Origin of the sequence: Rhodoferax sp. (assembly GCF_034520025.1) — a bacterium.
GTDB lineage: Bacteria > Pseudomonadota > Gammaproteobacteria > Burkholderiales > Burkholderiaceae_C > Allorhodoferax.
In genome coordinates this window covers 706,382-730,927 of sequence record NZ_JAXHNZ010000002.1, presented here as the reverse complement: position 1 = coordinate 730,927, position 24,546 = coordinate 706,382, and the positions used below count along the sequence as shown (strand labels likewise).

Sequence of the window (24,546 nt, the reverse complement as noted above, 5' to 3'; positions counted from 1 at the left end):
AAAAGCGCTAGAGCCTGATTTCATCCCAATTACTGGGCGGTCCAGCCACCATCCATGTTCCACGCCACCCCGCGAATGTTGTCTCCAGCGGGGGAGCAAAAGAACACTGCCAGCGCGCCCAGCTCCTCGGGCGTGGTGAATTGCATCGAAGGCTCTTTTTCACCCAGCAGCTGTTTGGTGGCGTCTGCATTGCTGATGCCCTGCGCGGCAGCTTTGGCATCCACCTGTTTTTGTACCAGCGGGGTCAGTACCCAGCCGGGGCAGATGGCGTTGCAAGTGACGCCGGTGGTGGCGTTTTCCAGAGCCGTCACCTTGGTTAGGCCCACCACGCCGTGCTTGGCGGCCACATAGGCCGATTTTTCGGCCGAGCCCACCAGCCCATGGACAGACGCCACGTTGATGATGCGGCCCCAGTTCTTCGCCTGCATGCCGGGCAGGGCCAGGCGCGTGGCGTGAAAGGCGCTGCTCATGTTGATGGCGATGATGGCGTCCCATTTCTCGATGGGGAAGTTTTCGACCCGCGCCACATGCTGAATGCCCGCGTTGTTGACCAGAATGTCCACGCTGCCAAAAGTCGTCTTGGCGTGCTCGATCATGGCTGCGATCTCGGCAGGCTTGCTCATGTCTGCACCGTGGTAAGTCACTTGCACACCCAGCGCCGCGATTTCCGCCTTGGGGCCTTCCACATCGCCAAAGCCGTTGAGCACGATGTTGGCGCCCTGTGCGGCCAGTGCCTTGGCGATACCCAAACCGATACCGCTGGTGGAGCCGGTAACGAGGGCGGTTTTACCTTTCAACATGCGTCTTCCTTCACAAAGTGGTGGGGGGATTCCATTAGGATGTGGTCATTATCAAACGAGTGATTGCACCATGTCTGAACCTACGCTGAACTACGTATCCTGCGCTGACGCTAACGGCCCGCGCCGCATGGCGTATTGGCAGTGGGGCGCTGCGGATGCCGCCCACACGGTGGTGTGTGTGCATGGCCTTTCGCGCGAGGGGCGCGATTTCGATGTGTTGGCTCGGGCGCTAGTGGCTCGATCATCTCAACCGATCCGCGTGGTGTGCCCCGATGTGGCCGGCCGCGGCCAGAGCGATTGGATCAAGGACCCTGCCGGCTATGGCGTGCCGGTGTATGCGGCCGACATGTTGGGTCTGTTGGCACACTTGCAACCGGCCACGCTGGATTGGGTGGGCACCAGCATGGGCGGCTTGATCGGTTTGGCAGTGACCGCGCATGCCGCCTCGGTAGGTGTGCAGGTGCGCAAACTCGTGCTCAACGATGTCGGCCCGGTGATTCAGTGGTCGTCGCTTCAGCGCATCGGCACCTATTTGGGCCGTGCAGTGAGCTTCGACAACCTGCAACAAGCCGCTGATGCCATGTGGGCCATCAGCAGCAGCTTCGGCCCGCACACCCCAGCGCAGTGGCTGGAGTTGTCGCGCCATATGGTGAAGACGCTGCCCGACGGCAAAGTGGGGCTGCACTACGACCCTGCGATTGCCATCCCCTTCCGGGCCGTGACCGAAGAGTTGGCCCTGGCCGGCCAAGCCCAGCTGTGGCAGTTGTATGACGCCATCACGGCAGATACCTTGCTGCTGCGCGGCGCGGAGTCTGACCTGTTGTCGCCCGAGACCGCGCAGGCCATGACACAGCGTGGTCCCCAAGCCCGCCTCGTGGAGTTTGCCGGTGTGGGCCACGCCCCGACCCTGATTGCACAAGACCAACAGGACGCCGTGACTTCTTTTTTGCTGGGGTAATGTCCCCTGCCTTGTGAGCCTTCCATGAAAAGTTTGTACGCCGGGGAAATGGCCTCGGCCACCCCGCAAGTGATTGCGGCTACCGCAGACAGCCTGCCCGAGCAGGCTGGCGCCTTGCAGCGCGCCCGCGCTTTTGCTGAGCCTTTGTTGGCAACAGAGTTGCTGGACACCAGCGAAAACGTGCTGCAGCACGCCGACGCGGTGGCCGCCATTCTGCGCACCATTGGCGGCTCGGAGGCCATGCAGGCCGCCAGCTATCTGGTGTACGCCTGCGATCACCTGAATAAGCCGCACGAAATCATCGCCAAAGCCTTTGGGGACAACTTTGCCGATCTCGCGATGGAGACCACCAAGCTGGTGCGTTTGCAGCGCATGGCGCGCCTGACCCACCAGTCGGCGGGCCACAGCATTAGCGCTGCACCCATGGCACAAACCGCAGCGGCGCAAACCGAGAGTGTGCGCAAGATGCTGCTGGCTTTCAGCAAAGATCTGCGCGTGGTCATGCTGCGCCTAGCTTCGCGCCTGCAGACCTTGCGCCACTTTGCGGCGACCAAGCTGCCGGTGCCGTCCGGCCTGGCCTCTGAGGGCTTGCAGGTGTTTGCGCCCCTGGCCAACCGGCTGGGTATTTGGGAAATCAAGTGGGAAATGGAAGACTTGTCTTTCCGCTTTCTGGAGCCCGATACCTACAAACAGGTCGCCAGTCTCTTGGACGAAAAGCGTGTGGAACGGGAGGCTTCGGTGGAGCGCTTGCGTCAGCAACTCGCCAATGACCTGGCCGCTCAGGGCGTGACAGCCACGGTGCAGGGCCGGCCGAAGCACATCTACAGCATCGTCAAAAAGATGCGGGGCAAATCGCTAGGTTTTGATCAGGTGTATGACATCCGGGCGCTGCGCATCGTGGTGCCCACAGTGCCGGACTGCTACGCGGCGCTCAGCCTGGTGCACACCGGTTTCACGCCCATTACCGAAGAGTTCGACGACTACATTGCCCGGCCCAAACCTAACGGCTACCAGTCGCTGCACACCGTGGTGCGGGACGCTGGGGGCCAACCGATTGAGGTGCAGATCCGCACCCAGCCGATGCACGACCATGCCGAGCACGGTGTAGCCGCCCACTGGGCCTACAAAGAGGCGGGCGCCAAAGGTTATGGCGGGAGCGTGACGGCTGCTGGCGAGTACGACGCCAAGATTGCCGTGCTGCGCCAGTTGCTGGCCTGGGAGCGCGACCTCTCCGGCGCCCATACGGCCGACGGGCAGGGGATGTTTGACGATCGCATCTATGTGCTCACACCGGATGCCGCCATTGTGGAGCTGCCGCAGGGGGCCACCGCAGTGGACTTTGCCTACAGCGTACACACCAACCTGGGTCACCGTTGCCGGGGTGCCAAGGTGGGTGGCGCCATGGTTCCGCTGAACACGCCGCTCAAAAACGGCCAGACCGTGGAGGTGACCGCGGTGAAAGAAGGTGGCCCCTCGCGCGACTGGCTGAACCCCGAGCTGGGCTACCTGGTCAGCCACCGCGCGCGCGCTAAGGTGCGGGCCTGGTTCAATGCGCTAGCCATGGGTGAGACCATGGCCAAGGGCCGCGAGGCGGTAGAAAAGCTGCTGCAGCGCGAAGGCAAAACCGCCATCAAGCTCGACGACCTCGCCAGTCAGCTGGGTTTCAATAACGCAGACGCTTTGTTTGAGGTGGTGGGCAAGGACGAGTTTTCGCTGCGCAACATCGAGCTTCTGCTGCGCCCGCCGGGGCCGGCCAGCACGCAGGACGACTACATGCCGCTCAAGAAACCGCGCGGCGTGTCCGGCGGCAAGGGCGGGGTGCTGGTGGTGGGCATCGATTCGCTGATGACCCAGTTGGCCAAGTGCTGCAAGCCGGCACCGCCGGATTTGATCAGCGGCTTTGTGACCCGTGGCAAGGGCGTGAGCGTGCACCGGTCAGACTGCTCCAACCTGCGCAATATGGTGCAGCGCAGTGGCGACCGCCTGATTGACGTGGAGTGGGGCGCCCCGAGTGGCAAAGACGGCAATGTCTACCCGGTAGATGTGGCGGTGGAAGCGAACGACCGCCAGGGCCTGCTGCGCGACATCTCCGAGGTGTTTGCCAAAGAAAAGATGAACGTCATCGGCGTACAAACCCAATCGGTGAAGGGTACGGCTTGGATGACGTTTACCGTGGAAGTGGCCGAGTCCGGCCGTTTAACCCGCGTCCTCAAGATCGTGAACGAGCTCTCCGGCGTGCGTTCCGCACGGCGACGCTAACCGGTTCCGCGCTAATTCAGCGCCACCTCGTGCAGAGGCACACCGCAGAGCTCTGCCAATGCTTTGATGGCCATGGCATGGTCGTCCCGCTGCGGGATGCCTGAAACGGTCACCACCCCGACCACCCCCACGCCGCGCACGCGGATGGGGACGCTGCCGCCGTGGGTGGCGTAGTCGCGCAAGGGCAGGCCTTGCTTGGCTTCCAGGGTGCTGCCCTCTTTTTCGAGCTTGAGGTTGAGCGCGTAGGAGCTGGTGTGCAACAGCTCCACCGCGTTGCGCTTGCGCCGTGCCCAGTCCGCGTTGGTGGGGCCTGTGCCGGGCATGCTGTAGAAGAACACGGTGTCTTTGCCCAGCCGGATTTCGATTGCTAGCGCCACGCCGGCTTCTTCGCTAAGCGCCTTGATGCGGCTGCCCAGCGCCCATGCGGTGCGCTGGTCAAAGGTGTCGAACTGCAGGCGATCTTCCTGGAGGGCGAGGCGGGCGAGGTCAGTGTCTATGGTCATGGTTTTTGCTATCTATTCAGGAGCTGCTCGCGCATATTGGGTGAGCGCTAGGTGCTTGTTTAGCGGGTATTCCCAATCTTTGCACAATGTGCTGCCAATGCGCAGGCTCCACCGGCGTGATGGACAGCCGGTTGCCTTTTTTGAGGATCAGCAGATCAGCGAGTGCCGCGTCAGCCCGCAGCTCCGGCAAAGTGAGGTTGTGAGTCTTGTGGACTACCTGCACATCGACTAGCAGCCAACGGGGTGCCTCGGGCTTGCTGGCCGCATCGAAGTAGGGCGACGCGGGGTCGAATTGGGTAGGGTCCACCTTGATGCCGGACGCGACCCGCGCAATGCCCACGACACCCGGCTCCGCGCAGCTGGAGTGGTAGAACAGAACTCCATCGCCCAGCTGCATGCTGTCACGCATGAAGTTGCGGGCCTGGTAGTTGCGCACGCCCGTCCAGCCCACAGTGGCGTCGGGCATGGCTAGCACATCGTCAATCGAGGCCTCTGCGGGCTCGGCTTTCATGAGCCAATAGTTGGGCATGGGTTTGGTGTAAGGTTGAAAATGCCTCTAGCGTAGCGCGTTGGTGAAATGCGAACTTCCGACCCAAAGGCGACGTACGAGACTGGGAAGTGCCTACCGTACAGCGGTCACTCAATTGCCGAACTTTACTTTCAACTCTGCTGCGAAAGCCGATCTGGACCAGAAGGGACAGCAGACGTTCGATTAGCAGAGGCGGGCTCCGGTTTAACGTTTGAGCTAAGCGGGCGACGGCGGCATGGTGCCAGGCCCGCGAGGACGATGATAAACATGACGGCCTCGCGGGCTTGGTGCCCTGCCGACGGTGCTCCGCTTGAGCGATGGGTTAGGCCGATGACTCATGAACTGAAGGCTCCCGCAAGAGAGGGCTAAACACGTAGCTGACGCCCGCGCGACCACCCGTCCTGGCCCGATGGAAATTGTCGAGTGCAACGCACGTTTCGAAGCTGAGAAGCGCAGTCAGCTTTTGCGTTGATGATCCAAGTGTCATTTGGTACATGTACGTCTTGCCAGCCGCAAGGCCCATCAGTATCGGGTAGATCGCCGACCAGATATCCGGGGCGGGCGGAATAGTGGCATGGATGTTTGCCGCAAGCTGCTGCAACTGCTGCGAGTCCAATTGCTTGACGCTTGACGGCTCGAAGCTGTCATGCAGGACAGTGCGCAGGGTCTTACCTGGAAGAGCGACCCCGTTCATAACTTGCACGAGTTGGGTACTGTAAAACTCAATGTCTTCTCTTGCCTGCTGAAGGTAAGCTTGATCGGATTCGTGCGTATTCATGTGCGCCTGCAACATCACCTGCTTTAGTAGTACAGCCAGCGTGAACATGGCGATCAACGGTGCATAGATCCCGCCGATTGCGGATCCGAATTCGGCCCATCGTGTGTGGTCCGATGACAGCCGCGTGCCGAATACGTGTAGATAGACTATGACTGGGGCTGCTACAGCTCCAAGAGCGAGAGTCCGTACGACAAGCGTCTTCTTTTGCATCGTGAATCGGCCTAACGTAATGTGGACGGCAACGCCCAGTTGATACATCCTGGTCTTGACGATACATACTTTGCAGAAAAACGCCGAAACCCGCTTGCACATTGGGTTTGCGAGGCATTAACTGTACAAAAAGTTAGATATAAATTTTCCATGAAGCCCGGTGTGCATCCAAAGCTGTGTAGCCCATGTTTTTTCAGAAAAACGTACTGGCGAGATCTTCGGCCTCACTATAGCTTGAAGGCGTGCGGGTCAAAGCGCGCCATGGATACCCTGGGCCACGGAGAGTAATTTTCCACACTTAGCCGTTCATAGATGAGTAAAGGTAAGAAGGTAGGCTGACAGACAGCGCTCAAGCCGCCTTTGCAACAACCAGCCAATCCCCGGTATCTGCTGCCTCCGCGATTAGCACCCCGTCGGAACCCCAGATCCCGCTTCGTCCTGCCGATACATAACCCCCCGACGCTCCCCCGTGGTTCGCGATTACAACCGTCAACTCGTGTTCGCGCGCGCAGCGGGCCCACAGAGGTGCTTCGGTGGCGTAGCCCTTGGCGGAAGTGAGGATGCCCGCCGCGTAGACGCGGGCGCCTGCTGCTGCAGCTTGCGCTGCATGTCCTGGGTGATTGGTGTCGGCGCAGATGGCGCTGGCAACTGAATGGCCTCGCCATTCCTGCAGGTGCACCGGCGCGGGGCCGGGCGTGGCGAACTGGGTTTCGCTGCCGTGCAAGTGGTGCTTGGCATAAACGGCACGGCGATCATCCGGCCCCAGCGTGATGGCACCAATAGAGGGCAGGGCGCTGCCACTGTCCACCGGAGCTCCGACGGTGATGGCCATACCGGTGCGCCGGGCTGCTTCGCGCAAGGGGGCTAAGAGCGTGTGCTCGGGGTGGAGCACCAAGCCGGGCATTGCGGCCAGCTCGTAGCCGGTGAGGGACAGTTCCGGGAAGACCAGCCACTGCACGCCATGCTGCGCCGCGGCTTCCACAAAGCGCAGGTGGTTTTGCACGTTGGCCACCACGTCCAGCGGGATCGAGGTGCTTTGCGCAGCGGCTATCGTGAATGCTATGTTTTTGATAGCTGCTTGCGCAATATCCATGAGCGCTAGATGCCTATTTGATGTGTAAAAAGGATGTGCTCGCTGGCCGGCCGGGCAAAGTCAGGGTCGCTGTCCGTGGCGGAGTTTGTGCCACCAACGCGCCCCGCCGCCAGACCTTGAGGCGGGTGGCTTTGAGGCGGATGGCCTCAATGGGGTTTTGCGCTTGCAGCAACACCAGGTCGGCGTGGCAGCCTTTTTCAAGGCCATAGCCCTCTAGGTGCAGGATGCGGGCGGGGTTTTTGGTGACGGCGTCAAAACACTGCTGCATGGCCGGCTGGCTGGTCATTTGCGCCACGTGCAGGCCCATGCTGGCTACTTCCAACATGTCGCCGCTGCCCATGCTGTACCACGGGTCCATGCAACAGTCTTGGCCAAAGGCCACGGTCATGCCGGCGGCCATGATTTCGGGCACGCGGGTCATGCCTCGGCGCTTGGGGTAGGTGTCGTGCCGGCCTTGCAGGGTGATGTTGATCAGCGGGTTGCTCACCACGCTCAATTGCGCCTCCGCCATGAGCGGAAGCAGTTTGCTCACGTAGTAGTTGTCCATGCTGTGCATGGAGGTGAGGTGGGAGCCGGTCACGCGGCCGTGCAGGCCCAGGCGGTTGGCCTCGAAGGCCAGGGTTTCGACATGCCGCGAAAGCGGGTCGTCTGACTCGTCACAATGCATGTCGACCAGCTTGCCCTGCTCGGCGGCCAGTTCGCACAGCAGTTTGACGCTGGCAGCACCGTCGGCCATGGTGCGCTCAAAGTGGGGAATGCCACCCACCACGTCTACGCCCAGGCTCAATGCCTTCTTCAGGTTGTCCACGCCGCCCTTGCTGCGCAGCACGCCGTCCTGCGGGAAGGCGACCAGCTGCAGGTCGATATAGGGCGCGACTTTCTTTTTGACAGCCAACAGGGCTTCTACCGCCAGCATGCTCGGGTCGCTGGTGTCCACATGACTGCGGATGGCGAGCAGGCCGTTGGCCACCGCCCAGTCGCAGTAGGCCAGGGCGCGGTCCACCAACGCATCAAAGGTGAGGTGGGGTTTGAGTTCGCCCCACAGCGCAATGCCCTCCAGCAGCGTGCCGCTCTGGTTCAGCCGCGGCAGGCCCAAACTGAGCGTGGCGTCCATATGGAAATGCGCGTCCACAAAGGGTGTGGACAGCAACATGCCGCCGGCGTCCACGACCTCAGCGGCTGGAGCCCCCTCGGGCGTGAGCCCTTGCGTCACTTCGGTGATGCGCCCGCATTGCACCGCCACTGACATGTTGGTGCGCCCGTCGGGCAGGGTGGCGTTGTGGATGAGCAAGTCGAGCATGGCGTGAATTTGCTATGGTTTCAGGAGCTTCTTGCGCAGATTCGGCGGGGGCTAGGTGCCTATTTGGCTTGAAATTACTGCGTGCCGAAGATGCGGTCGCCCGCATCGCCCAGGCCCGGCATGATGTAGCCGTGGTCGTTCAGCCCGCGGTCGATGGCGGCGGTGAAGACGCGCACATCGGGATGTTCCTTGTACAGGGTGTTGATGCCCTCTGGGCAGGTCAGCAGGCACAGGAACTTGATGGACTTGGGGTTGCAGGCCTTCAGGCGCGCCACGGCGGCGGCTGCAGAATTGCCAGTGGCCAACATGGGGTCTACCACCACCACATCGCGCTCTTCCATATTGCTGGGCATCTTGAAGTAGTACTCCACGGCTTGCAGGGTTTTGGGCTCGCGGTACAGGCCCACATGGCCTACGCGGGCACCGGGCACTACGCCAAGCACGCCATCCAAGATGCCGTTGCCGGCGCGCAGCACGCTGGCGAACACCAGCTTTTTACCGTCAATCACCTTGCCAGTCGTCTTCTCCAGCGGGGTTTCAATCTCCAGGTCTTGCAACGGCATATCGCGGCACACTTCGTAAATCATCAGGCCAGCCAGTTCGTTGAGCAGGCGGCGGAAGCTGCTGGTGCTGGCCTCTTTTTTGCGCATCAGGGTGAGCTTGTGCTGTACCAGAGGGTGGTCAATGAGGGTGACGTTGGCACGTGCTGCGGGATCGATGGTGACCATGTTTTTGTTCCTTGTGCTTATCGCTTGCTGCCGCCGAGGATGCTGCCCAGCACCCCGCGGATGATTTGGCGGCCCACTTCGCGACCGATAGAGCTGGCGGCACTTTTGAAAATCTGCTCGCCCACGCTGGCGCGTGAACGGCGGGCGCCGCCACCCAACATATCGCCCAAGCTGTCCAAGAGGCCGCCGCCGGACGCGGCCTCTGGCTCGGCAGCGGGCGCTGCGCGACCTGCGCGGGCACGCGGAGCGGCAGGGATGGCCTCGCCTTCAGCGTCAGTACCGGCCGGCGCACGGTTTTGTGTGCGGCCTTTGAGCGCTTCGAACGCAGATTCGCGGTCCACCGCTTGTTCATACACGCCGGCCACGATGGATTCAAGGATCAGCGTTTTGCGTTGCTCGGGGGTGATGGGGCCGATCTGGCTGGCCGGGGGAATGACGAACACGCGTTCTGTGAGAGAAGGGCGGCCTTTTTCGTCCATCAGGCTCACCAGGGCTTCGCCTACCCCCAGTTCGGTGATGGCGCTGGCTACGTCCAGACCGGGGTTGGCGCGCATGGTGTCGGCAGCGCTCTTGACCGCTTTTTGGTCGCGCGGAGTGAAGGCGCGCAAGGCGTGCTGCACCCGGTTGCCCAGTTGGGCCAGCACGCTGTCCGGGATGTCCAGCGGGTTTTGGGTCACAAAATACACGCCCACGCCCTTGGAGCGTACCAAGCGCACCACCAGCTCAATGCGCTCGATCAGTACCTTGGGCGCGTCGGCAAAAAGCAGGTGGGCCTCGTCAAAAAAGAACACCAGCTTTGGCTTGTCGAGATCGCCTACCTCGGGCAGGGCCTCGAAGAGTTCGCTCAGCATCCAGAGCAAAAAGGTCGCATACAAGCGGGGCGACTGCATGAGCTTGTCGGCCGCGAGGATGTTGACCACGCCTTTGCCCGAGCCGTCGGTCTGCATGAAATCTTCAATGTTGAGCATGGGCTCGCCAAAGAACTGGTCGCCGCCTTGCTCTTCAATCTGCATCAGGCCGCGCTGGATGGCCCCAATGCTGGCGGCGCTGATGTTGCCGTATTCGGTGGTGTAGCTGGCGGCGTTGTCGCCCACGTCCTGGCACATGGCGCGCAGGTCTTTCATGTCGAGCAGCAGCAGGCCATCGTCGTCCGCGATCTTGAACACTAGTTGCAGCACGCCGGCCTGGGTTTCGTTCAGGTTGAGCATGCGTGCCAGCAGCAGGGGGCCCAAGTCGCTCACGGTGGCGCGCACCGGATGGCCTTGTTTGCAGAACACGTCCCACAGGGTGGTGGGGAAGGCAGAGAACGCGGGTTCGTCGAATCCCCGTTCTTTGATGATTTTTCCGAGCTTTTCGCTCAACACACCTTTTTGGGAGATACCGGTCAGGTCACCTTTGACGTCAGCCATGAACACCGGCACGCCCAAGGCAGAGAAGCCTTCCGCCAGACTTTGCAGGGTGATGGTCTTGCCGGTGCCGGTGGCGCCGGTGATGAGGCCGTGGCGGTTGGCCTTGTCGGGGCGCAAGAAACATTGGACTGCGGACTTGCCCGCGTGTTGGGCAATCAGGATGCCTTCGTCTTGGATGGAAGCCATAGGTGTCTCAAAAAGTACAATCGAATGAGTAGCGTAACGAATTTTTGAAGGGTTTCGTGTGGCAGGACATAGCAAATGGGCCAATATTCAGCACCGCAAGGGGCGTCAGGACGAGAAGCGAGGCAAGATTTGGACCCGCATCGTCCGTGAAATCACGGTAGCGGCCCGACAAGGTGGGGGCGACCCGGCCATGAACCCGCGTTTGCGCCTGGCCATTGAGAAAGCCAAAGCCGCCAACATGCCGGCCGACCGGGTGAAATACAACGTCGACAAGGCCACAGGCTCATTGGACGGCATCACCTACGAAGAAATCCGCTACGAGGGCTATGGCATCGGCGGTGCCGCCATCATCATTGACACCATGACGGACAACAAGGTGCGCACCGTGGCCGAAGTGCGTCACGCGTTCAGCAAACACGGCAGCAACATGGGCACCGAGGGCTCGGTGGCCTTTCAGTTCAAGCATGTGGGCCAGATGATTTTTGCGCCTGGCACCAGCGAAGACAAGGTCATGGAAGTGGCCCTGGAAGCCGGCGCAGAAGACGTGATCACCGATGACGATGGCGCCATCGAGGTGCTGACAGCGCCTGCTGACTTTGAAGCCGTTAAGGCCGCGCTGGAGGCTGCTGGCTTGACCGCTGAAATCGCAACGGTGACGATGCGCGCTGAAAACACGATTGAACTCTCCGGTGAAGATGCCGAGCGCATGCAGAAACTGCTGGATGTACTGGAAGACCTGGACGACGCTCAGGACATCTTCCACAACGCTGCCCTTTAATTTTTAGAAGTTTCATATGAACGTACTCGTAATCGGCGGCGGTGGCCGTGAACATGCTCTGGCTTGGAAATTGGCCCAGTCCCCCAAGGTGCAGATGGTTTATGTCGCGCCCGGCAATGGCGGCACGGCTACCGATAGCCGCCTCAAAAATGTGCCGATCACCGATGTGGTGCAGCTGCGTCAATGGGCGCAGGACAACAAGATCACGCTCACCCTCGTGGGGCCTGAAGTGCCTCTGGCCGCCGGTGTAGTGGACGAGTTCCGCGCCCACAACATGCGTATTTTCGGACCGACCAAGGCCGCCGCTCAGCTAGAGAGCTCCAAGGCTTTCAGCAAGGCATTTATGCGCCGCCATGGCATTCCAACCGCAGAGTACGCCACTTTCTCCGACCCGGCGGCCGCCCACGCTTATGTGGACAAAATGGGCGCGCCCACGGTGGTCAAGGCCGACGGCTTGGCTGCCGGCAAGGGCGTTGTGGTGGCCATGACCGTGGCCGAAGCCCATGAAGCCATCGACTTCATGCTGGTGGACAGCACCTTGGGCGTGGCGCACAACGACGGCGGCGCGCGCGTGGTAATTGAAGAGTTTTTGGAAGGCGAAGAAGCCAGCTTCATCGTCATGGTGGATGGCAAGAACGTGCTGCCCTTGGCCACCAGCCAAGACCACAAGCGCTTGCAGGATGCCGACCAGGGCCCGAACACGGGTGGTATGGGCGCTTATTCGCCAGCACCGGTGGTCACACCCGATGTGCATGCCAAGGCGATGCGCGAAATCATTCTGCCCACGGTCAAGGGTATGGAAGCCGACGGCATTCCCTTCAGTGGCTTTTTGTACGCCGGTCTGATGATCGACAAGAACGGCCAGCCCAAGACGCTGGAGTTCAACTGCCGTATGGGTGACCCTGAAACGCAACCGATCATGATGCGCCTCAAGACCGATCTGGTGGACGTGCTGATGGCCGCCACCGAGCCCGGCCAGCACGGCAAGCTGGATGAAGTCGAACTGCAATGGGATCGCCGCACCGCGCTAGGCGTGGTGCTTGCAGCGCACGGATATCCGATGAATCCGCGCAAAGGCGATGCAATCACCGGTATTCCCAAAGAGGCCGAAGACGCGGCCGTGTTTCACGCGGGTACCCAATTGCAAGACGGTGTGTTGAGCACCTCCGGCGGCCGGGTGCTGTGTGTGACGGCGCTGGCAGACAGCGTCAAACAAGCCCAACAGCGGGCTTATCAGGTGATTGATGAGATTGCCTTTGAAGGCATGCAGTACCGTACCGATATCGGCTACCGCGCAGTCAAAGGGTAATGACCGGCATCCCCCAAATTAGGTTTAAGGAAGCTCGAAGATGAGTGATTCACCAGCGGGCTCCATGCAGGTGCGCGCCTATTTGATGGGTCTGCAAACCCGCATCGTGGAAGCCATGGAGGCGGCGGATGGCGGCCAGTTCATCTCTGATTCGTGGGAGAAGGCTGCGGGCGAACCGCTGCAGGGGCAAGGCGTCACTCGGATCATTGAGGGCGGGGCACTGCTTGAGCGCGGCGGTTGCGGGTTTTCTCATGTGCAAGGGCCGAAGCTCCCACCCAGCGCCACCCAGCACCGGCCGGAGTTGGCTGGCGCCCCGTTTGAGGCCATGGGCGTGTCTTTGGTGTTTCACCCGCGCAACCCCTATGTGCCCACCGTGCACATGAACGTGCGCATGATTGCAGCCAAAAATCCCCAAGGCGAAGAAGTGTGCTGGTTTGGCGGCGGTATGGATCTCACGCCCTATTACGGTTTTGAGGACGATGCGGTGCATTTCCACCGCATCTGCAAAGAGTCGTTGTCCGATTTCGGCGACGACAAGTACCCGCGCTTCAAAAAGTGGTGTGATGACTATTTCTTCCTGAAGCATCGCAACGAGCCACGCGGAATTGGTGGGGTGTTTTTTGATGACTTCTCCGAACTGGGCCCGGTTCGCAGTTTCGAGCTCTTGCAGTCGGTAGGCGATGCTTTTCTGAAGGCGTATTTACCCATCGTGGAGCGTCGCAGGCACATGGCCTACACGCAGCGGCAGCGTGATTTCCAGTTGTACCGCAGGGGCCGCTATGTTGAGTTCAACTTGGTATGGGACCGCGGCACCCATTTCGGCTTGCAATCGGGGGGGCGCACCGAGTCGATCCTGCTGTCGATGCCTCCACACGCAAGCTGGGCTTATCAGCAAGTGCCGGAGGCCGGGTCGCCCGAAGAGGCATTGACTCGTCATTTCCTTACTGCACGGGAGTGGGTTTGACGGGTGAAGGCGCTCAGCTGCATATCGGTGTGTTCGGTGGGGCGTTTGATCCGCCACACCTGGGACATACGGCCCTTGCACAAAGTGCCATTAACCAGCTGGGCCTGCAGCGCTTGGTCGTGGTTCCGACAGGGCATGCCTGGCACAAGGCACGGCCGCTGACCGACGCCAAACACCGGCTGCACATGGCGGAGTTGGCGTTCAGCTTAGTGCCTGGCATGGATGTAGACCCACGCGAAACCTTGAGGGACGGGCCGAGTTACACGGTGGACACCTTGCGCGAACTCCAGGCAGAAAACCCGGGTGCGCAGCTGTACTTGCTGATTGGGGAGGACCAGGCCCAGCGGCTCAGAACTTGGCACCATTGGGAGCATCTGCCGGCACTTGCTATAATTTGTGTAGCTGCTCGCGCAGATCCATCGGGCGCCTATGGCCGTTTTGATGGCCTCGCCAACGACATACCCGGCCTAACTGTGCTGCACATGCCCCCCGTGGCAGTCAGCGCCACCGACATCCGACAACGCGTCGCCTCGGGCAAAAGCATTGCCCCACTGGTTTTTGAGCCGGTTGCGCGTTATATTGACCAACACCTTCTTTATCGATCCGACTGATGACTACTTCCACCGTTGCCAAAAACACCCAAAAACTCCAACGTGCCGTCGTCGATGGTCTGGAAGATGTGAAGGCCCAAGATATTGTGGTGTTCGACACCGAGCACCTGTCGGCTTTGTTTGAGCGCGTGATCATCGCCTCCGGCACCAGCAACCGCCAGACCAAAGCCCTGGCTGCCAGCGTGCGCGATGCGGTGCGCGAAGCCGGCTTTGCCAAGCCCCGTATTGAAGGCGAAGGCAATGGCGAGTGGATCATTGTGGATTGCAACCAGGTCGTGGTGCACATCATGCAGCCCAACTTCCGCCAGTACTACCACCTCGAAGAGCTGTGGGGCGAGAAGCCCGTTCGCTTGAAGCTGGGTGCGGCCAAGCCCGTGGTCGCCAAAGCCAGCGAAGAGGCCAAACCTGCCGCCAAGAAAATCAGTGCGAAGGCTGTGGAGCCGAGCATGCGCCGTTCCAGCGCGGCCAAGAAGGGCGTGGAAGAAGCATTCCCGTCCAAAGCTGCACTGAAGAAGGCTGCAGACAAAGCCGCTGGCGTAAAAGCACCTGCCAAGAAAGCCGCCTCCAAAACCAGCGGTGCAAAGCCTGCGGCCAAGGCGGCGGTGAAGACGGTGGTGGTCAAGCCCGAAGTCAAAAAGACGGTCGCCAAAAAAGCTGCGGCCAAGCCCGCTACCGCCAAAAAGGCGCCTGCGAAGAAAGCCGCTCCCCGTAAAGCCTGAGGTTCTGCGTGAAGCTGGTCATCGTCGCTGTCGGTCAGCGGGTACCGGACTGGGCGCAAACCGCGTGGGACGACTACGCCAAGCGCTTTCCCCATGAACTCAAAGTAGAGCTCAAAGCCATCAAGACGGAGCCGAGAGGCTCCAAAACGGTAGAACAGCTTTACGCCGCTGAACGCAAGCGCATAGAGGAAGCCATCCCCAAAGGGGCGCGAATTGTGGCGCTCGACGAACGCGGTACCAGCCTGCGCACCACCGCACTGGCCGACCGTCTGAAGGAATGGCAGCTGGGCGGCACCGATGTGGCGCTCATCATCGGTGGTCCCGACGGTCTGGACCCCGAGTTTCGACAGGCTGCGCATGAACGCATACGCCTCTCCGACCTGACTTTGCCCCACGCCATGGTGCGGGTGCTGCTGATTGAGCAGCTCTACCGGGCCTGGTCGGTCAACGCCAATCACCCGTACCACAGGGAATGACCATGAATGCCCCGGATTTCATCTATCTCGCCTCCCAGAGCCCGCGCCGCCGCGAGTTGCTGACCCAGATCGGAGTCGCACATGAATTACTTTTGCCGACTCCTGATGAAGATGCGGAGAGCCTGGAAGTGGTGCTCGAGGGCGATACGCCTGCAGTTTATGTGCAGCGGGTGACTGCTCTTAAATTGATAGCTGCTCGCGCACGTCTGGCGGGCGCTAGCGGTCAAAATCGTCCTATTCTTTGTGCGGACACGACCGTTGCCTTGGGGGATAGCATCCTTGGCAAGCCGGAGGATGCAGAGGATGCCAAGCGCATGTTGCGCGCGTTGGCAGGCGGAACCCACCGCGTGTTTACGGCTGTCGCGGTGGCATGGGGCGACAAAACGGCGCAGGCATGTTCGGAATCGGTAGTCACGTTCTCGGCCATGAGCGAAGACGACATTGCCGCTTACGTTGCCAGTGGCGAGCCCATGGGCAAGGCCGGAGCGTACGGTGTGCAGGGCAGGGCGGCCGCGTTTATCGCGCGCATTGAGGGCTCTTACTCTGGCATCATGGGCCTCCCTTTGTTTGAAACAGCGCAGGCCTTGCGCGAGGTGGGCTTCGCATGCAACAAGACATCCTGATCAATTGGTCCCCGCAAGAAACGCGGGTGGCCATCGTGGAACACGGTGCAGTGCAGGAACTGCACGTGGAGCGCACGCTGGAGCGCGGACTGGTGGGCAATGTGTACCTTGGCAAAGTGGCGCGGGTGCTGCCCGGCATGCAGTCGGCGTTTATCGACATTGGCTTGGAGCGCGCGGCCTTTTTGCATGTGGCTGATGTGTGGCATCCCCCGGCAGAGGGTGAGTCGCTGAGTGCCTCTCGCGCATCGCAGCCCCAGATTCCGATTGAGAAGCAGGTGTTTGAGGGCCAGTCCCTCATGGTGCAGGTGATCAAGGACCCGATCGGTACCAAGGGCGCCCGCCTGTCTACGCAAATCAGCATTGCCGGCCGCCTGCTGGTGTTTTTGCCGCAAGACGACCACATCGGCGTGTCGCAAAAAATCCCTACCGCCCAGTGTGATGAGCTGCGCAGCCGCATGCAGGCGCTTGCCGGCAAAGAAGGCGGCGGGTTCATCTTGCGCACCAATGGCGAAGATGCGTCGGACAAGGAGCTGGGCGACGATATCGCTTACCTTCGCAAGGCGTGGGCCCGGATCAAGGACGCATCGCTTCGTCTGCCGCCGCAAAGTTTGTTGCACCAGGATTTGAACCTGTTGCAGCGCGTGTTGCGTGACTTGGTGGGGGAATCGACACAGACCATTCGCGTGGATTCGCGCGAGCAGTTTGATGCGCTAAAGACCTTTGGAGCGGAGTTCATGCCCGCAGCGGCTGAGAAGTTGCAGCATTACAAGGGTGAACGACCTATCTTCGACCTGTACTCCATCGACGAAGAAATCGCCAAAGCGCTAGCGCGGCGGGTGGAGCTCAAGTCGGGTGGCTACCTGATCGTAGACCAGACTGAAGCGCTCACCACGGTGGATGTAAACACGGGTGGCTTTGTTGGTGCGCGCAACTTTGACGACACCATCTTCAAGACCAACCTTGAAGCGGCACAGGCAATTGCACGACAGCTTCGGTTACGTAATCTGGGCGGCATCATCATTGTCGACTTCATTGACATGGTGCGCGAAGACCATCGTGATGCCGTGTTGGCGGAATTCCGCAAGCAGCTGGGACGTGATCGGGTGAAGACTATGGCGGGTGGATTCTCGCAGTTGGGTCTGGTCGAGATGACACGTAAACGCACGCGTGAATCCCTAGCTCACATGTTGTGTGAACCTTGCCCTACCTGTGAAGGCAAGGGCATTGTCAAAACTCCGCGCAGTGTGGCCTACGACATCTTGCGTGAAATTTTGCGTGAAGCCCGTCAGTTCACGCCACGCGAGTTCCGGGTAGTGGCATCGCCCAAGGTGATTGAGCTCCTGTTGGATGAAGAAAGCCAGCATTTGGCCGGGCTCTCGGAGTTCATCGGCAAACCGGTGTCGCTGCAGAGCGAAGCAGGCATGGCCCAGGAGCAATACGACATCGTGTTGCTGTGATGGTGGCCTGTGACTGAGCGTTTGCGTATCGCGGTACTGAGCCGCAATTTTTCGGTAACCGGGGGTGGGGCAGAGCGCTACTCCATATCGGTGGTAGAGCAACTCGCGCAAGAGCATGACTTGCATGTGTTTGCGCAAACCATTTCGCATGATTGCCCCGGAGTGACCTACCACCGGGTGCCCAAGCCGATGGAGCGCCCACGCTGGATCAACCAACTTTACTTCGCCTGGAAAACCTGGCGGGCCACGCGCAGTGGCTTCGATATCGTTCACTCTCACGAGAGCACCTGGCATGGGAATGTGCAGACCGTGCATGTGTTGCCGGTTAAGCACACGCTGTTTACCGGGAAGCGAGGCTTTGGTTTGGCTCTGCGGTGGTTGAAAGTGGTGACCAGCCCACGCTTGCTAGCCTATCTGTGGCTGGAAGAGCGGCGCTTTGCATTTGCGTACAAAAAGAAAGTGGTCTGCGCTTCCACTACATTAAAAGAGGTGGTGGAGCGAGCATTCCCGGATTCACGCGGGATGCTGGAGGTCATTACGCCAGGTGTGGATGCAGTGCCCGGGCCGGCCACCGCAGCGGTCAAAGCCGAAGCGCGACGCGCCTTGGAGTTGCCCGATGATGTTCCGGTGCTCCTCTTTGTGGGCAATGACTTCGGCAAGAAGGGGCTCAAAACTCTTTTGGACGCGTTGGCCACGCTTGATAGTACGGTGCAGCTATTGGTGATCGGCCGTTCGGAGCGCACCAGTGACTATGAGCAACAAGCCACAGTGCTGGGCGTGCAGTCTCGGGTGCACTTTAGGGGCAGCTTTCGAGAGATGTCAGTGGCCTACAGCGCTGCGGACATGTTGGTGCATCCCACCTTGGAAGACTCTTACGGCATGGTTGTGTTGGAGGCCATGGCGCATGGTTTGCCCGTGGTGGTGAGCGACGCGCCGTTTAGTGGAATTGCCAAGGATTTGACGCAGGGTTTGAACGCCATCTTGCTTTCAACACCGACCGATGCCCTGGAACTTGCTTTCAACATACAGGCTTTTCTAGGTAACAAAGAGAAGGCCTTAGCGTTGGCCGCTTGTGGGGTGAACTTCGCTAGCGCGAACTCTTGGACCGAGGCCGGGCGGCGCTACAGCACGCTTTTTTCCGGTGTGACGCGTCGGTACCGTCAGCGATGGTTGGTACTCTCCCATGCCTTCAATATGGATGGACGTGCTGCAAGTCAAACGATTACCGATAAGTTACCGCACCTAGAGGCTGCAGGCATAGAGCTGGTGGTATTTAGCGGTGTGTCGGGTAGTCGTGATCGTCACTACGAGCATTACCAACTCTGGCCGGCAGGGCCGGCAGGAATTCGCTTTGAGTTGCGTCACGTTTTACGCAAGCATCTGAGTTCTCCATTGGTGTACCGGCTGGTGATGTTGCTGCTCTCGCTGCCTTTGTTGCCTTTCATGTTGCTCGAAAAGGTTCTCCGGCCTGTGGAGAGCTCTTGGTCCTGGTGGCTATCTGCTTATTTGAAGGGCTGGCTGTTGGCTCGTGACCGGAAGTTCGATCTCATCTATTCCACAGGCGGTGCGTTTGCAGCCCATTTGGCCGGTAACGCCTTAAAGCGATCGCTGGGCGTGCGCTGGCTGGCTGAGGTGCACGATCCATTGGTCATGCCGGGCAGTGAGCCCGTGAGCAAGCAAGAGTTGATGCAAGCTGAGGTTGAGCGCATTATTTGCACCCACGCGGATGTGGCGATCTGGTTCACGGATCAGGCACTGGCAAGTGCTAGGCGCCGTCACCCCCAATTGGGTGAGCGCGGCAAGATGATGTTGCCGGGAATTGATGCGCCATTCAAAGTAATGCCTCCGTATGTGCCGGGCCCGAAGATGGTGATAGGGCATTTCGGGTCCCTGTCTGGGACCCGTAACCTCACCCCCATCATCGGCGCGTTAGAAACCTTGGTGTCCGAGAGCCCCGATTTAAAAGGGCGGATTGAGCTGCAACTTACTGGTGGGCCACTGGATGAGGTGTCTGAAGCGGCCTTACACAAATCGCCGATCAGAGATATCGTGCGACAACTTGGGCGGATCGAGGCCGATCCGGTCACTGGTCTCTCCGGGCGGGAGCAGATCTTGCGCCGCATGCGCAATACGGATGTATTGCTGTTATTGCATGGTACAGAGCCTATTTGTGCCGAATACATTCCGTCCAAACTGTATGAGTATCTTTGGATGCAGCGGCCTATTTTGGCGACTGTGTATGGCAATCCTCAAATGTCCGAGTTAATTGGGTGCGCGGGCCAACGTGCTGTCGAGGCTGTACCCAATGCTCCGGCCTCTTGGGATCTGGCGGAATCGGTTCGAGAATTATTCGTTCGATGGTCAGAGTTCACGTTATCGGATAACGGGTTTCAAAGTCCTTACACCACCAATGCAGCTATTGCAGCAATGATTGGCTGGACTAATGCGCAAAGATAGAGCTGCGATGTTGTTTAGTGCACCATGTTTTTGTACGCTGAGGGTTGAACTATGAGTGAGTTAGGGCGTTATCTAGTCGACTATGAGAATCCAGACGCCGGTATTGGTCACTCACTTGGACATGTTAACAATGCGGTGAAAATATGCCTGCGTCATGGGCTTACCTTTGCTTATTCGGACTCTCAAGTTAGGAAATCAAGCAGCACCCAGTGGGCATGGCGGATAAAGCAGTGGATACGTCGAATGACATTTAGGCAAGTCTACGAAACACATAATATTGGCGACGATATCAATGCGCTGTTTGGATTTTCCACGCACACCAAAAATCGCAGTGAGATTGAGCTACTTTTGCGTAATAAAAAGCTGAGGCTCGTTCAGCTTCCAGCAACAGCGATTTGTATCCCATCTAATCATCAGGAGGATGACGAAGCCTACCGCATTGTTGATGAAGCTGTGAGAGCCAATCCGGAGGATGGCGTCGTTTTTCGTCTGCCGGAGAAGCGTACAGGTGATTTTGAATATGAGGCCACCAGAGCCTGGTTCAAACGTTGCTATGACGCAGCGGGGCAAGGCGGCTTCCCAGAGCAATATGCCCCCCAGCTATCCGATACCCTGAAGGTCGCAGTTCACGTTCGAAGAGGTGACCTGCTGCCTGGCCGGCAATTCGCAGATCTATCTAAACGTATGCTACCTGATGCGTGGTACCTTCAAATTTTGACGACTATTTTGCAATCCAGTGGCAATAGAGCTCTCTCCGTCTATGTGGTGAGTGAAGGTCTGAACGGTGGCTACTGTTCTGAAAATGGCGTTCCAGTGAGTTGGCAAGAATTGTTGCCGCCTGGACGATGCAAGGTTATTGAGTTGATTGATAGTCCGCTCATTGAGTCATTCCGGGTGTTGACCGGAGCAGATATCCTTGTGGGCTCTAAAAGTGGTATGACGCATTTAGCCGGAATACTCGGCGGACAAACTAAATTTGTTCCTTCAATGTGGCATTCATATCGCGGGGCTGATGGTGTACTTGAGCTGGGCGATGCTCTTGGGCAGGAAGATCTCCAAGAGATAGCCCGCTTAACCTCGGCCTTATGTCTTTCGAATTAGTCCTTCATGAACCTGTGGCTCAGGATTTCTTGTAGCGACCTCGCCGAGTCGCCCATAAAGCGATTACCAAACGTTCTATACGTAGTAGGGGCGTTAGCCAGCCGTTACTGCGATACTGAAATTCTGCATATAGCTCGTAGTTAGCACTAAACGAGATGCCGGGTATTTTTTGGTTAATCATTTTCATGAAGACTATTGCGTCTTCCCATCGCTGCTTAACCGGCATGGAGTGAGGGACTAAGCTGTTGCCCGTGACAGCCTGTACATATTTGGCTTGGATCGCCTTGAATGAGTTGTTGGCAGTCTCTCTTTTAACAATACTAATTTGGCCGGGGTGCAAACGGTACGTCAATAAGGGGCTTGTGATATTTTTAAACCGCCCGCCTTGTGAGGCAATATCACACCATAGACCATAGTCTTCAGCGTGTGGGTAGCTCGGGTCGTAGCGGTGTTGGCGAAGTAGTTCAGTGGCCACACTCGTGCTCGGATTGCAGAGCGGGCAGTAGATGGTCAGCAAAGCCCTGATATCGCTGTCCGAAAACGCAGATCGTCGGGAGCGACGCCTTCCACTTTTTGTATCCAGAGTGATGTGGAAAGAACCGCACACATCCGCCTCTCCCGAATCCATTGCCTTGAGCTGCTCTTCTAGTCTGCGGGGGTGAGAAATGTCATCCGCGTCCATGATGGCGGTGTAGCGGCCTTTCGCGGCATCAAACCCGGTTGTTCTTGCAAAGATCAAACCTTGATTTGTATCTAGAGGAATAACGCGAATGCGTGGATCCGTCAGGGCATTCAAATAGGCAAGAGTTCCGTCTTGGGACCCATCGTCCACGATAATCAGCTCAAAATCGTGGAATGTCTGTTGGAGCAAGCTCTGAATGCATTCATCAAGATAAGGTTGAGCGTTATAGGTGCAAAGCACGATGGAAAAAACAGGCGACATAACAGTGAAAAAACGTAAAGTGCTATTCGTCGATGAGTCTGGTGGCGCGTGGCCCTGGAGCAGGCAGATGCAAGAAGTCGGTGACTCGTGGGGACAGACCGATTATTCTTTTGGCACCGATTGTACGGGGGGGTATGACTGGTTGGTGGTCTATTCAGCATGGCCAGATATGCCACTTGTGACTTCCGTGCCTTTGCATCGTCGCATCTTTGTGGCAGGTGAACCTGAGAGTTTTCACCGCTATCAACCGCGATTCCTTGAACAATTCGGTACGGTGATTACCACCCAGAGCAACACAAAACACCCCGGAGCCATTCTGATGCAACCAGGCATTAATTGGTTCGCGGGTGTCAAGTTCGTTGACGGGATTGAGCGCTTTCGCGCGGAGTTGGATTTCTCTTCGCTAGAAAAACAAAGTCCAGTAAAAACAAAGCTGTGCTCTGTGATTTGCTCAAACAATGCGGTGACAAGCGGTCATCGACAGAGAATCAAGTTTGTCGAGCAGTTAAAAGAGGAGTTCGGGGATCAGATTGATTACTTCGGACGAGGTAGTCGAACCATGGCCGACAAAGACGAGGCCTTAGCCGAGTATCGTTTTCACATAGCCCTCGAAAACTCCATTCACCACAACTATTGGACAGAAAAGCTAGCAGATCCGTTTCTGAGAGATTGTTTCCCGATTTATAGCGGTTGTATCAACGTGGCCGAGTATTTTCCGAAAGGGAGCTATGCCCGCATTGATATTGATCGCCCACGAGAGGCATTCAAGATAATTCAAGAGGTCTTACGAAGCGACTTTGACCAAAAGAGTGTGGAAGTGCGTCGAGAGGCCAAGCGTCGTGTAATGTATGAATACAATATTTTTTCTGAATTGGAAAAACTGTATCCGACCTTAGACTTATCGGAGGACACGCGAACGCTTGATACCTCGCGCCCTCAGACTCGGCTTTATTCAGATCACGAGGCCAAAGACTTTAAACTCAGTCGACGTTTTCGTCAGTGGGTCCGCGGCTGTGTTGGAGCGTCAAGCCGCTGAACATTGCGGTTAAGAAAAACAAAAGCTCAATAAAGTGGCCAGTACATACTTCGGTCGTCACATAACTAACTCCGATTAAGGGAATTGTCCATAGCGCGTATGCGCCCCAAAAGTCTGTCCTTTTCCGTGCTCTGGAATAGCTCGTCACAAGAGGAATGCAAACTAGTAACAGCCCTGGTATTCCGAAGCCTAATGTGAAATCCAGCCATCCACTGTGGGTTGAACCTCTATTGTTTCCGTCAGGTTTGTGAAAGTCGCTCCACTTTTGGATTGCCAAGGCCCCAAAAGAGTGGTTGATGAGCCCGTAGCCTAGGGGATGATCAATCAGAAGTTCGAGCCCAGCTCGTGCCCACGCTACTCTTTCATAGGTGCTGCCGTTCACGGCTATGCCGTTGCCGTTGATTGGGAGCGGCGAGGTCTTATCTTTCCAGTTGTCATGCTCTTCAATTTTGACGCTGGTCTTGTAATCAGCCACTAAATTTGACCAAGCAGTGTTGGTATCGAGGTGCTTGTATATGACGTAACCAAATATCAATACACTTACCAGAGTAACCCCGCCCAACTTAGGGAGAGAAACTTTAACTCTTGCCAGATTCTTGAGGGCCGCAAAGAAAGCAACACTGAGCAGCAAGGCAAACATCGCGAAACCGTTTTTTGTGTTTGCGAAATAAAACATCAGTAGAGTTGCTAGTAACCCCATAAAGCTATACAGATACCAGACTTGCCGCTCCTTGCCTTGTAGCGCGTCCAGTGCTTTGGTGAGCATGACGGGGATTAAAAGCCCACCAAAAATGACCAATGGTGTTTTGCCAAGATAGGGCGTCATGTAAAAATCCGAATGGATCCACTGACCCGTCTGAAAGACTTCAAAAATATATCGGACGCAAAATATGCTGGTCGTACCAGCTAAGCCCCATATCAGCACCGGTTCCTGCATCTTCTGTAACTTCGGAGAGAGGTGTTTCTTGGGGGCACTGAGCACGATGCCAAGAGCGAGGCCTATTATTGAAGCCAAGAAATTTCTTAACCAGTCTCCCGTTAGTTCTTTCCATTGCTCGGCAAAGTGATTACTCGGTATCAACAGGTGAAATAAGAGCCAAATGAAAAAAGAAAAGAAAAAATAAATCGGCCAAGCTTGGCATGAATTGAAGACATGACGATTTGGCAGCAATATGAATGCTGCAGCTATAAAACCTGTAAGCAGCATTAAATGACGAGCCCCCATAGTATTCGGCAAGGGCCAAATTGCTAAAAGAATAGCTGCTGAAAGAACTAATACTGTCCCTGATTTCTTTGTAGTGATCAATGTCATGATGCGG

General features: G+C 58.0%; 23 protein-coding genes. 13 read left to right on the top strand and 10 right to left on the bottom strand.

The window, feature by feature from the left end:
• Window positions 1–29: 29 nt before the first annotated feature.
• Window positions 30–800 (bottom strand): 3-hydroxybutyrate dehydrogenase, encoded by a 771-nt coding sequence (locus tag U5L73_RS11715; RefSeq protein ID WP_322562525.1) that lies wholly within the window; start codon window positions 798–800, stop codon window positions 30–32.
• 70 nt (window positions 801–870) lie between these two features.
• On the opposite strand from U5L73_RS11715, the gene U5L73_RS11710 reads away from it, so the two are divergent.
• Together U5L73_RS11710 and U5L73_RS11705 are read left to right on the top strand one after the other, a co-directional pair.
• A complete protein-coding gene (locus U5L73_RS11710) occupies window positions 871–1,758 on the top strand; it encodes an alpha/beta hydrolase (RefSeq protein WP_322562524.1) in 888 nt (295 codons plus the stop codon).
• A gap of 24 nt (window positions 1,759–1,782) precedes the next feature.
• Window positions 1,783–4,017, top strand: coding sequence for a bifunctional (p)ppGpp synthetase/guanosine-3',5'-bis(diphosphate) 3'-pyrophosphohydrolase (locus U5L73_RS11705; RefSeq protein ID WP_322562523.1), 2,235 nt, complete (start codon window positions 1,783–1,785; stop codon window positions 4,015–4,017).
• Between the two features lie 11 nt (window positions 4,018–4,028).
• On the opposite strand, the gene U5L73_RS11700 is transcribed toward U5L73_RS11705, so the two are convergent.
• The 7 genes from U5L73_RS11700 to U5L73_RS11670 form a co-directional block, all read right to left on the bottom strand.
• Window positions 4,029–4,520, bottom strand: coding sequence for a heme-degrading domain-containing protein (locus tag U5L73_RS11700; protein ID WP_322562522.1), 492 nt, complete (start codon window positions 4,518–4,520; stop codon window positions 4,029–4,031).
• Between the two features lie 16 nt (window positions 4,521–4,536).
• Window positions 4,537–5,049: an EVE domain-containing protein gene (locus U5L73_RS11695; RefSeq protein WP_322562521.1), complete on the bottom strand. Its 513-nt coding sequence runs from the start codon at window positions 5,047–5,049 to the stop codon at window positions 4,537–4,539.
• Window positions 5,050–5,371: 322 nt separating this feature from the next.
• Entirely contained in the window at window positions 5,372–5,875 is a 504-nt protein-coding gene (locus tag U5L73_RS11690) for a hypothetical protein (protein WP_322562520.1), read from the bottom strand.
• Between the two features lie 511 nt (window positions 5,876–6,386).
• A complete protein-coding gene (locus tag U5L73_RS11685) occupies window positions 6,387–7,130 on the bottom strand; it encodes a carbon-nitrogen hydrolase family protein (RefSeq protein WP_322562519.1) in 744 nt (247 codons plus the stop codon).
• A 13-nt stretch (window positions 7,131–7,143) separates the two neighbouring features.
• A complete protein-coding gene (locus U5L73_RS11680) occupies window positions 7,144–8,430 on the bottom strand; it encodes an amidohydrolase family protein (RefSeq protein WP_322562518.1) in 1,287 nt (428 codons plus the stop codon).
• Between the two features lie 74 nt (window positions 8,431–8,504).
• Entirely contained in the window at window positions 8,505–9,158 is a 654-nt protein-coding gene (upp, locus tag U5L73_RS11675; protein ID WP_322562517.1) for a uracil phosphoribosyltransferase, read from the bottom strand.
• Window positions 9,159–9,175: 17 nt separating this feature from the next.
• Window positions 9,176–10,753 carry a helicase HerA-like domain-containing protein gene (locus U5L73_RS11670; protein WP_322562516.1) on the bottom strand — a complete coding sequence of 526 codons (1,578 nt, stop codon included), beginning with the start codon at window positions 10,751–10,753 and terminating at the stop codon, window positions 9,176–9,178.
• 58 nt (window positions 10,754–10,811) lie between these two features.
• On the opposite strand from U5L73_RS11670, the gene U5L73_RS11665 reads away from it, so the two are divergent.
• Genes U5L73_RS11665 through U5L73_RS11620 form a run of 10 tightly spaced genes read left to right on the top strand, consistent with a single transcriptional unit; the run spans window position 10,812 to window position 21,248 of the window.
• Window positions 10,812–11,531, top strand: coding sequence for a YebC/PmpR family DNA-binding transcriptional regulator (locus U5L73_RS11665; protein WP_322562515.1), 720 nt, complete (start codon window positions 10,812–10,814; stop codon window positions 11,529–11,531).
• Window positions 11,532–11,547: 16 nt separating this feature from the next.
• The gene (purD, locus tag U5L73_RS11660; RefSeq protein WP_322562514.1) at window positions 11,548–12,840 is read left to right on the top strand and encodes a phosphoribosylamine--glycine ligase; all 1,293 of its coding nucleotides are present in this window, start codon (window positions 11,548–11,550) and stop codon (window positions 12,838–12,840) included.
• Between the two features lie 40 nt (window positions 12,841–12,880).
• A complete protein-coding gene (gene hemF / locus U5L73_RS11655) occupies window positions 12,881–13,804 on the top strand; it encodes an oxygen-dependent coproporphyrinogen oxidase (RefSeq protein ID WP_322562513.1) in 924 nt (307 codons plus the stop codon).
• Complete coding sequence (gene nadD / locus U5L73_RS11650; RefSeq protein WP_322562512.1) at window positions 13,795–14,415, top strand: nicotinate (nicotinamide) nucleotide adenylyltransferase; 621 nt, start codon at window positions 13,795–13,797, stop codon at window positions 14,413–14,415. The genes hemF and nadD overlap by 10 nt, the downstream gene beginning before the upstream one ends.
• A complete protein-coding gene (gene rsfS / locus U5L73_RS11645; RefSeq protein ID WP_322562511.1) occupies window positions 14,415–15,134 on the top strand; it encodes a ribosome silencing factor in 720 nt (239 codons plus the stop codon). Before nadD ends, rsfS begins: the two co-directional genes overlap by 1 nt.
• 8 nt (window positions 15,135–15,142) lie before the next feature.
• Complete coding sequence (gene rlmH, locus U5L73_RS11640) at window positions 15,143–15,610, top strand: 23S rRNA (pseudouridine(1915)-N(3))-methyltransferase RlmH (RefSeq protein WP_322562510.1); 468 nt, start codon at window positions 15,143–15,145, stop codon at window positions 15,608–15,610.
• A gap of 2 nt (window positions 15,611–15,612) precedes the next feature.
• Window positions 15,613–16,233, top strand: a complete 621-nt coding sequence (locus tag U5L73_RS11635) for a Maf family protein (RefSeq protein WP_416221306.1) — start codon at window positions 15,613–15,615, stop codon at window positions 16,231–16,233.
• The gene (gene rng / locus U5L73_RS11630; RefSeq protein WP_322562508.1) at window positions 16,215–17,690 is read left to right on the top strand and encodes a ribonuclease G; all 1,476 of its coding nucleotides are present in this window, start codon (window positions 16,215–16,217) and stop codon (window positions 17,688–17,690) included. The genes U5L73_RS11635 and rng overlap by 19 nt, the downstream gene beginning before the upstream one ends.
• 9 nt (window positions 17,691–17,699) lie before the next feature.
• Window positions 17,700–20,147, top strand: coding sequence for a glycosyltransferase (locus U5L73_RS11625; protein ID WP_322562507.1), 2,448 nt, complete (start codon window positions 17,700–17,702; stop codon window positions 20,145–20,147).
• A 51-nt stretch (window positions 20,148–20,198) separates the two neighbouring features.
• Window positions 20,199–21,248: a hypothetical protein gene (locus tag U5L73_RS11620; protein ID WP_322562506.1), complete on the top strand. Its 1,050-nt coding sequence runs from the start codon at window positions 20,199–20,201 to the stop codon at window positions 21,246–21,248.
• 19 nt (window positions 21,249–21,267) lie between these two features.
• Here the strand turns inward: U5L73_RS11620 and U5L73_RS11615 are convergent, their stop codons facing one another.
• Window positions 21,268–22,191 (bottom strand): glycosyltransferase family 2 protein, encoded by a 924-nt coding sequence (locus tag U5L73_RS11615; protein ID WP_322562505.1) that lies wholly within the window; start codon window positions 22,189–22,191, stop codon window positions 21,268–21,270.
• Here U5L73_RS11615 and U5L73_RS11610 point away from each other — a divergent pair.
• Window positions 22,172–23,227: a glycosyltransferase family 10 domain-containing protein gene (locus U5L73_RS11610; protein WP_322562504.1), complete on the top strand. Its 1,056-nt coding sequence runs from the start codon at window positions 22,172–22,174 to the stop codon at window positions 23,225–23,227. The genes U5L73_RS11615 and U5L73_RS11610 overlap by 20 nt on opposite strands.
• Here U5L73_RS11610 and U5L73_RS11605 read toward each other — a convergent pair.
• Complete coding sequence (locus tag U5L73_RS11605) at window positions 23,172–24,539, bottom strand: O-antigen ligase family protein (RefSeq protein WP_322562503.1); 1,368 nt, start codon at window positions 24,537–24,539, stop codon at window positions 23,172–23,174. The genes U5L73_RS11610 and U5L73_RS11605 overlap by 56 nt on opposite strands.
• Between the last annotated feature and the right edge of the window lie 7 nt (window positions 24,540–24,546).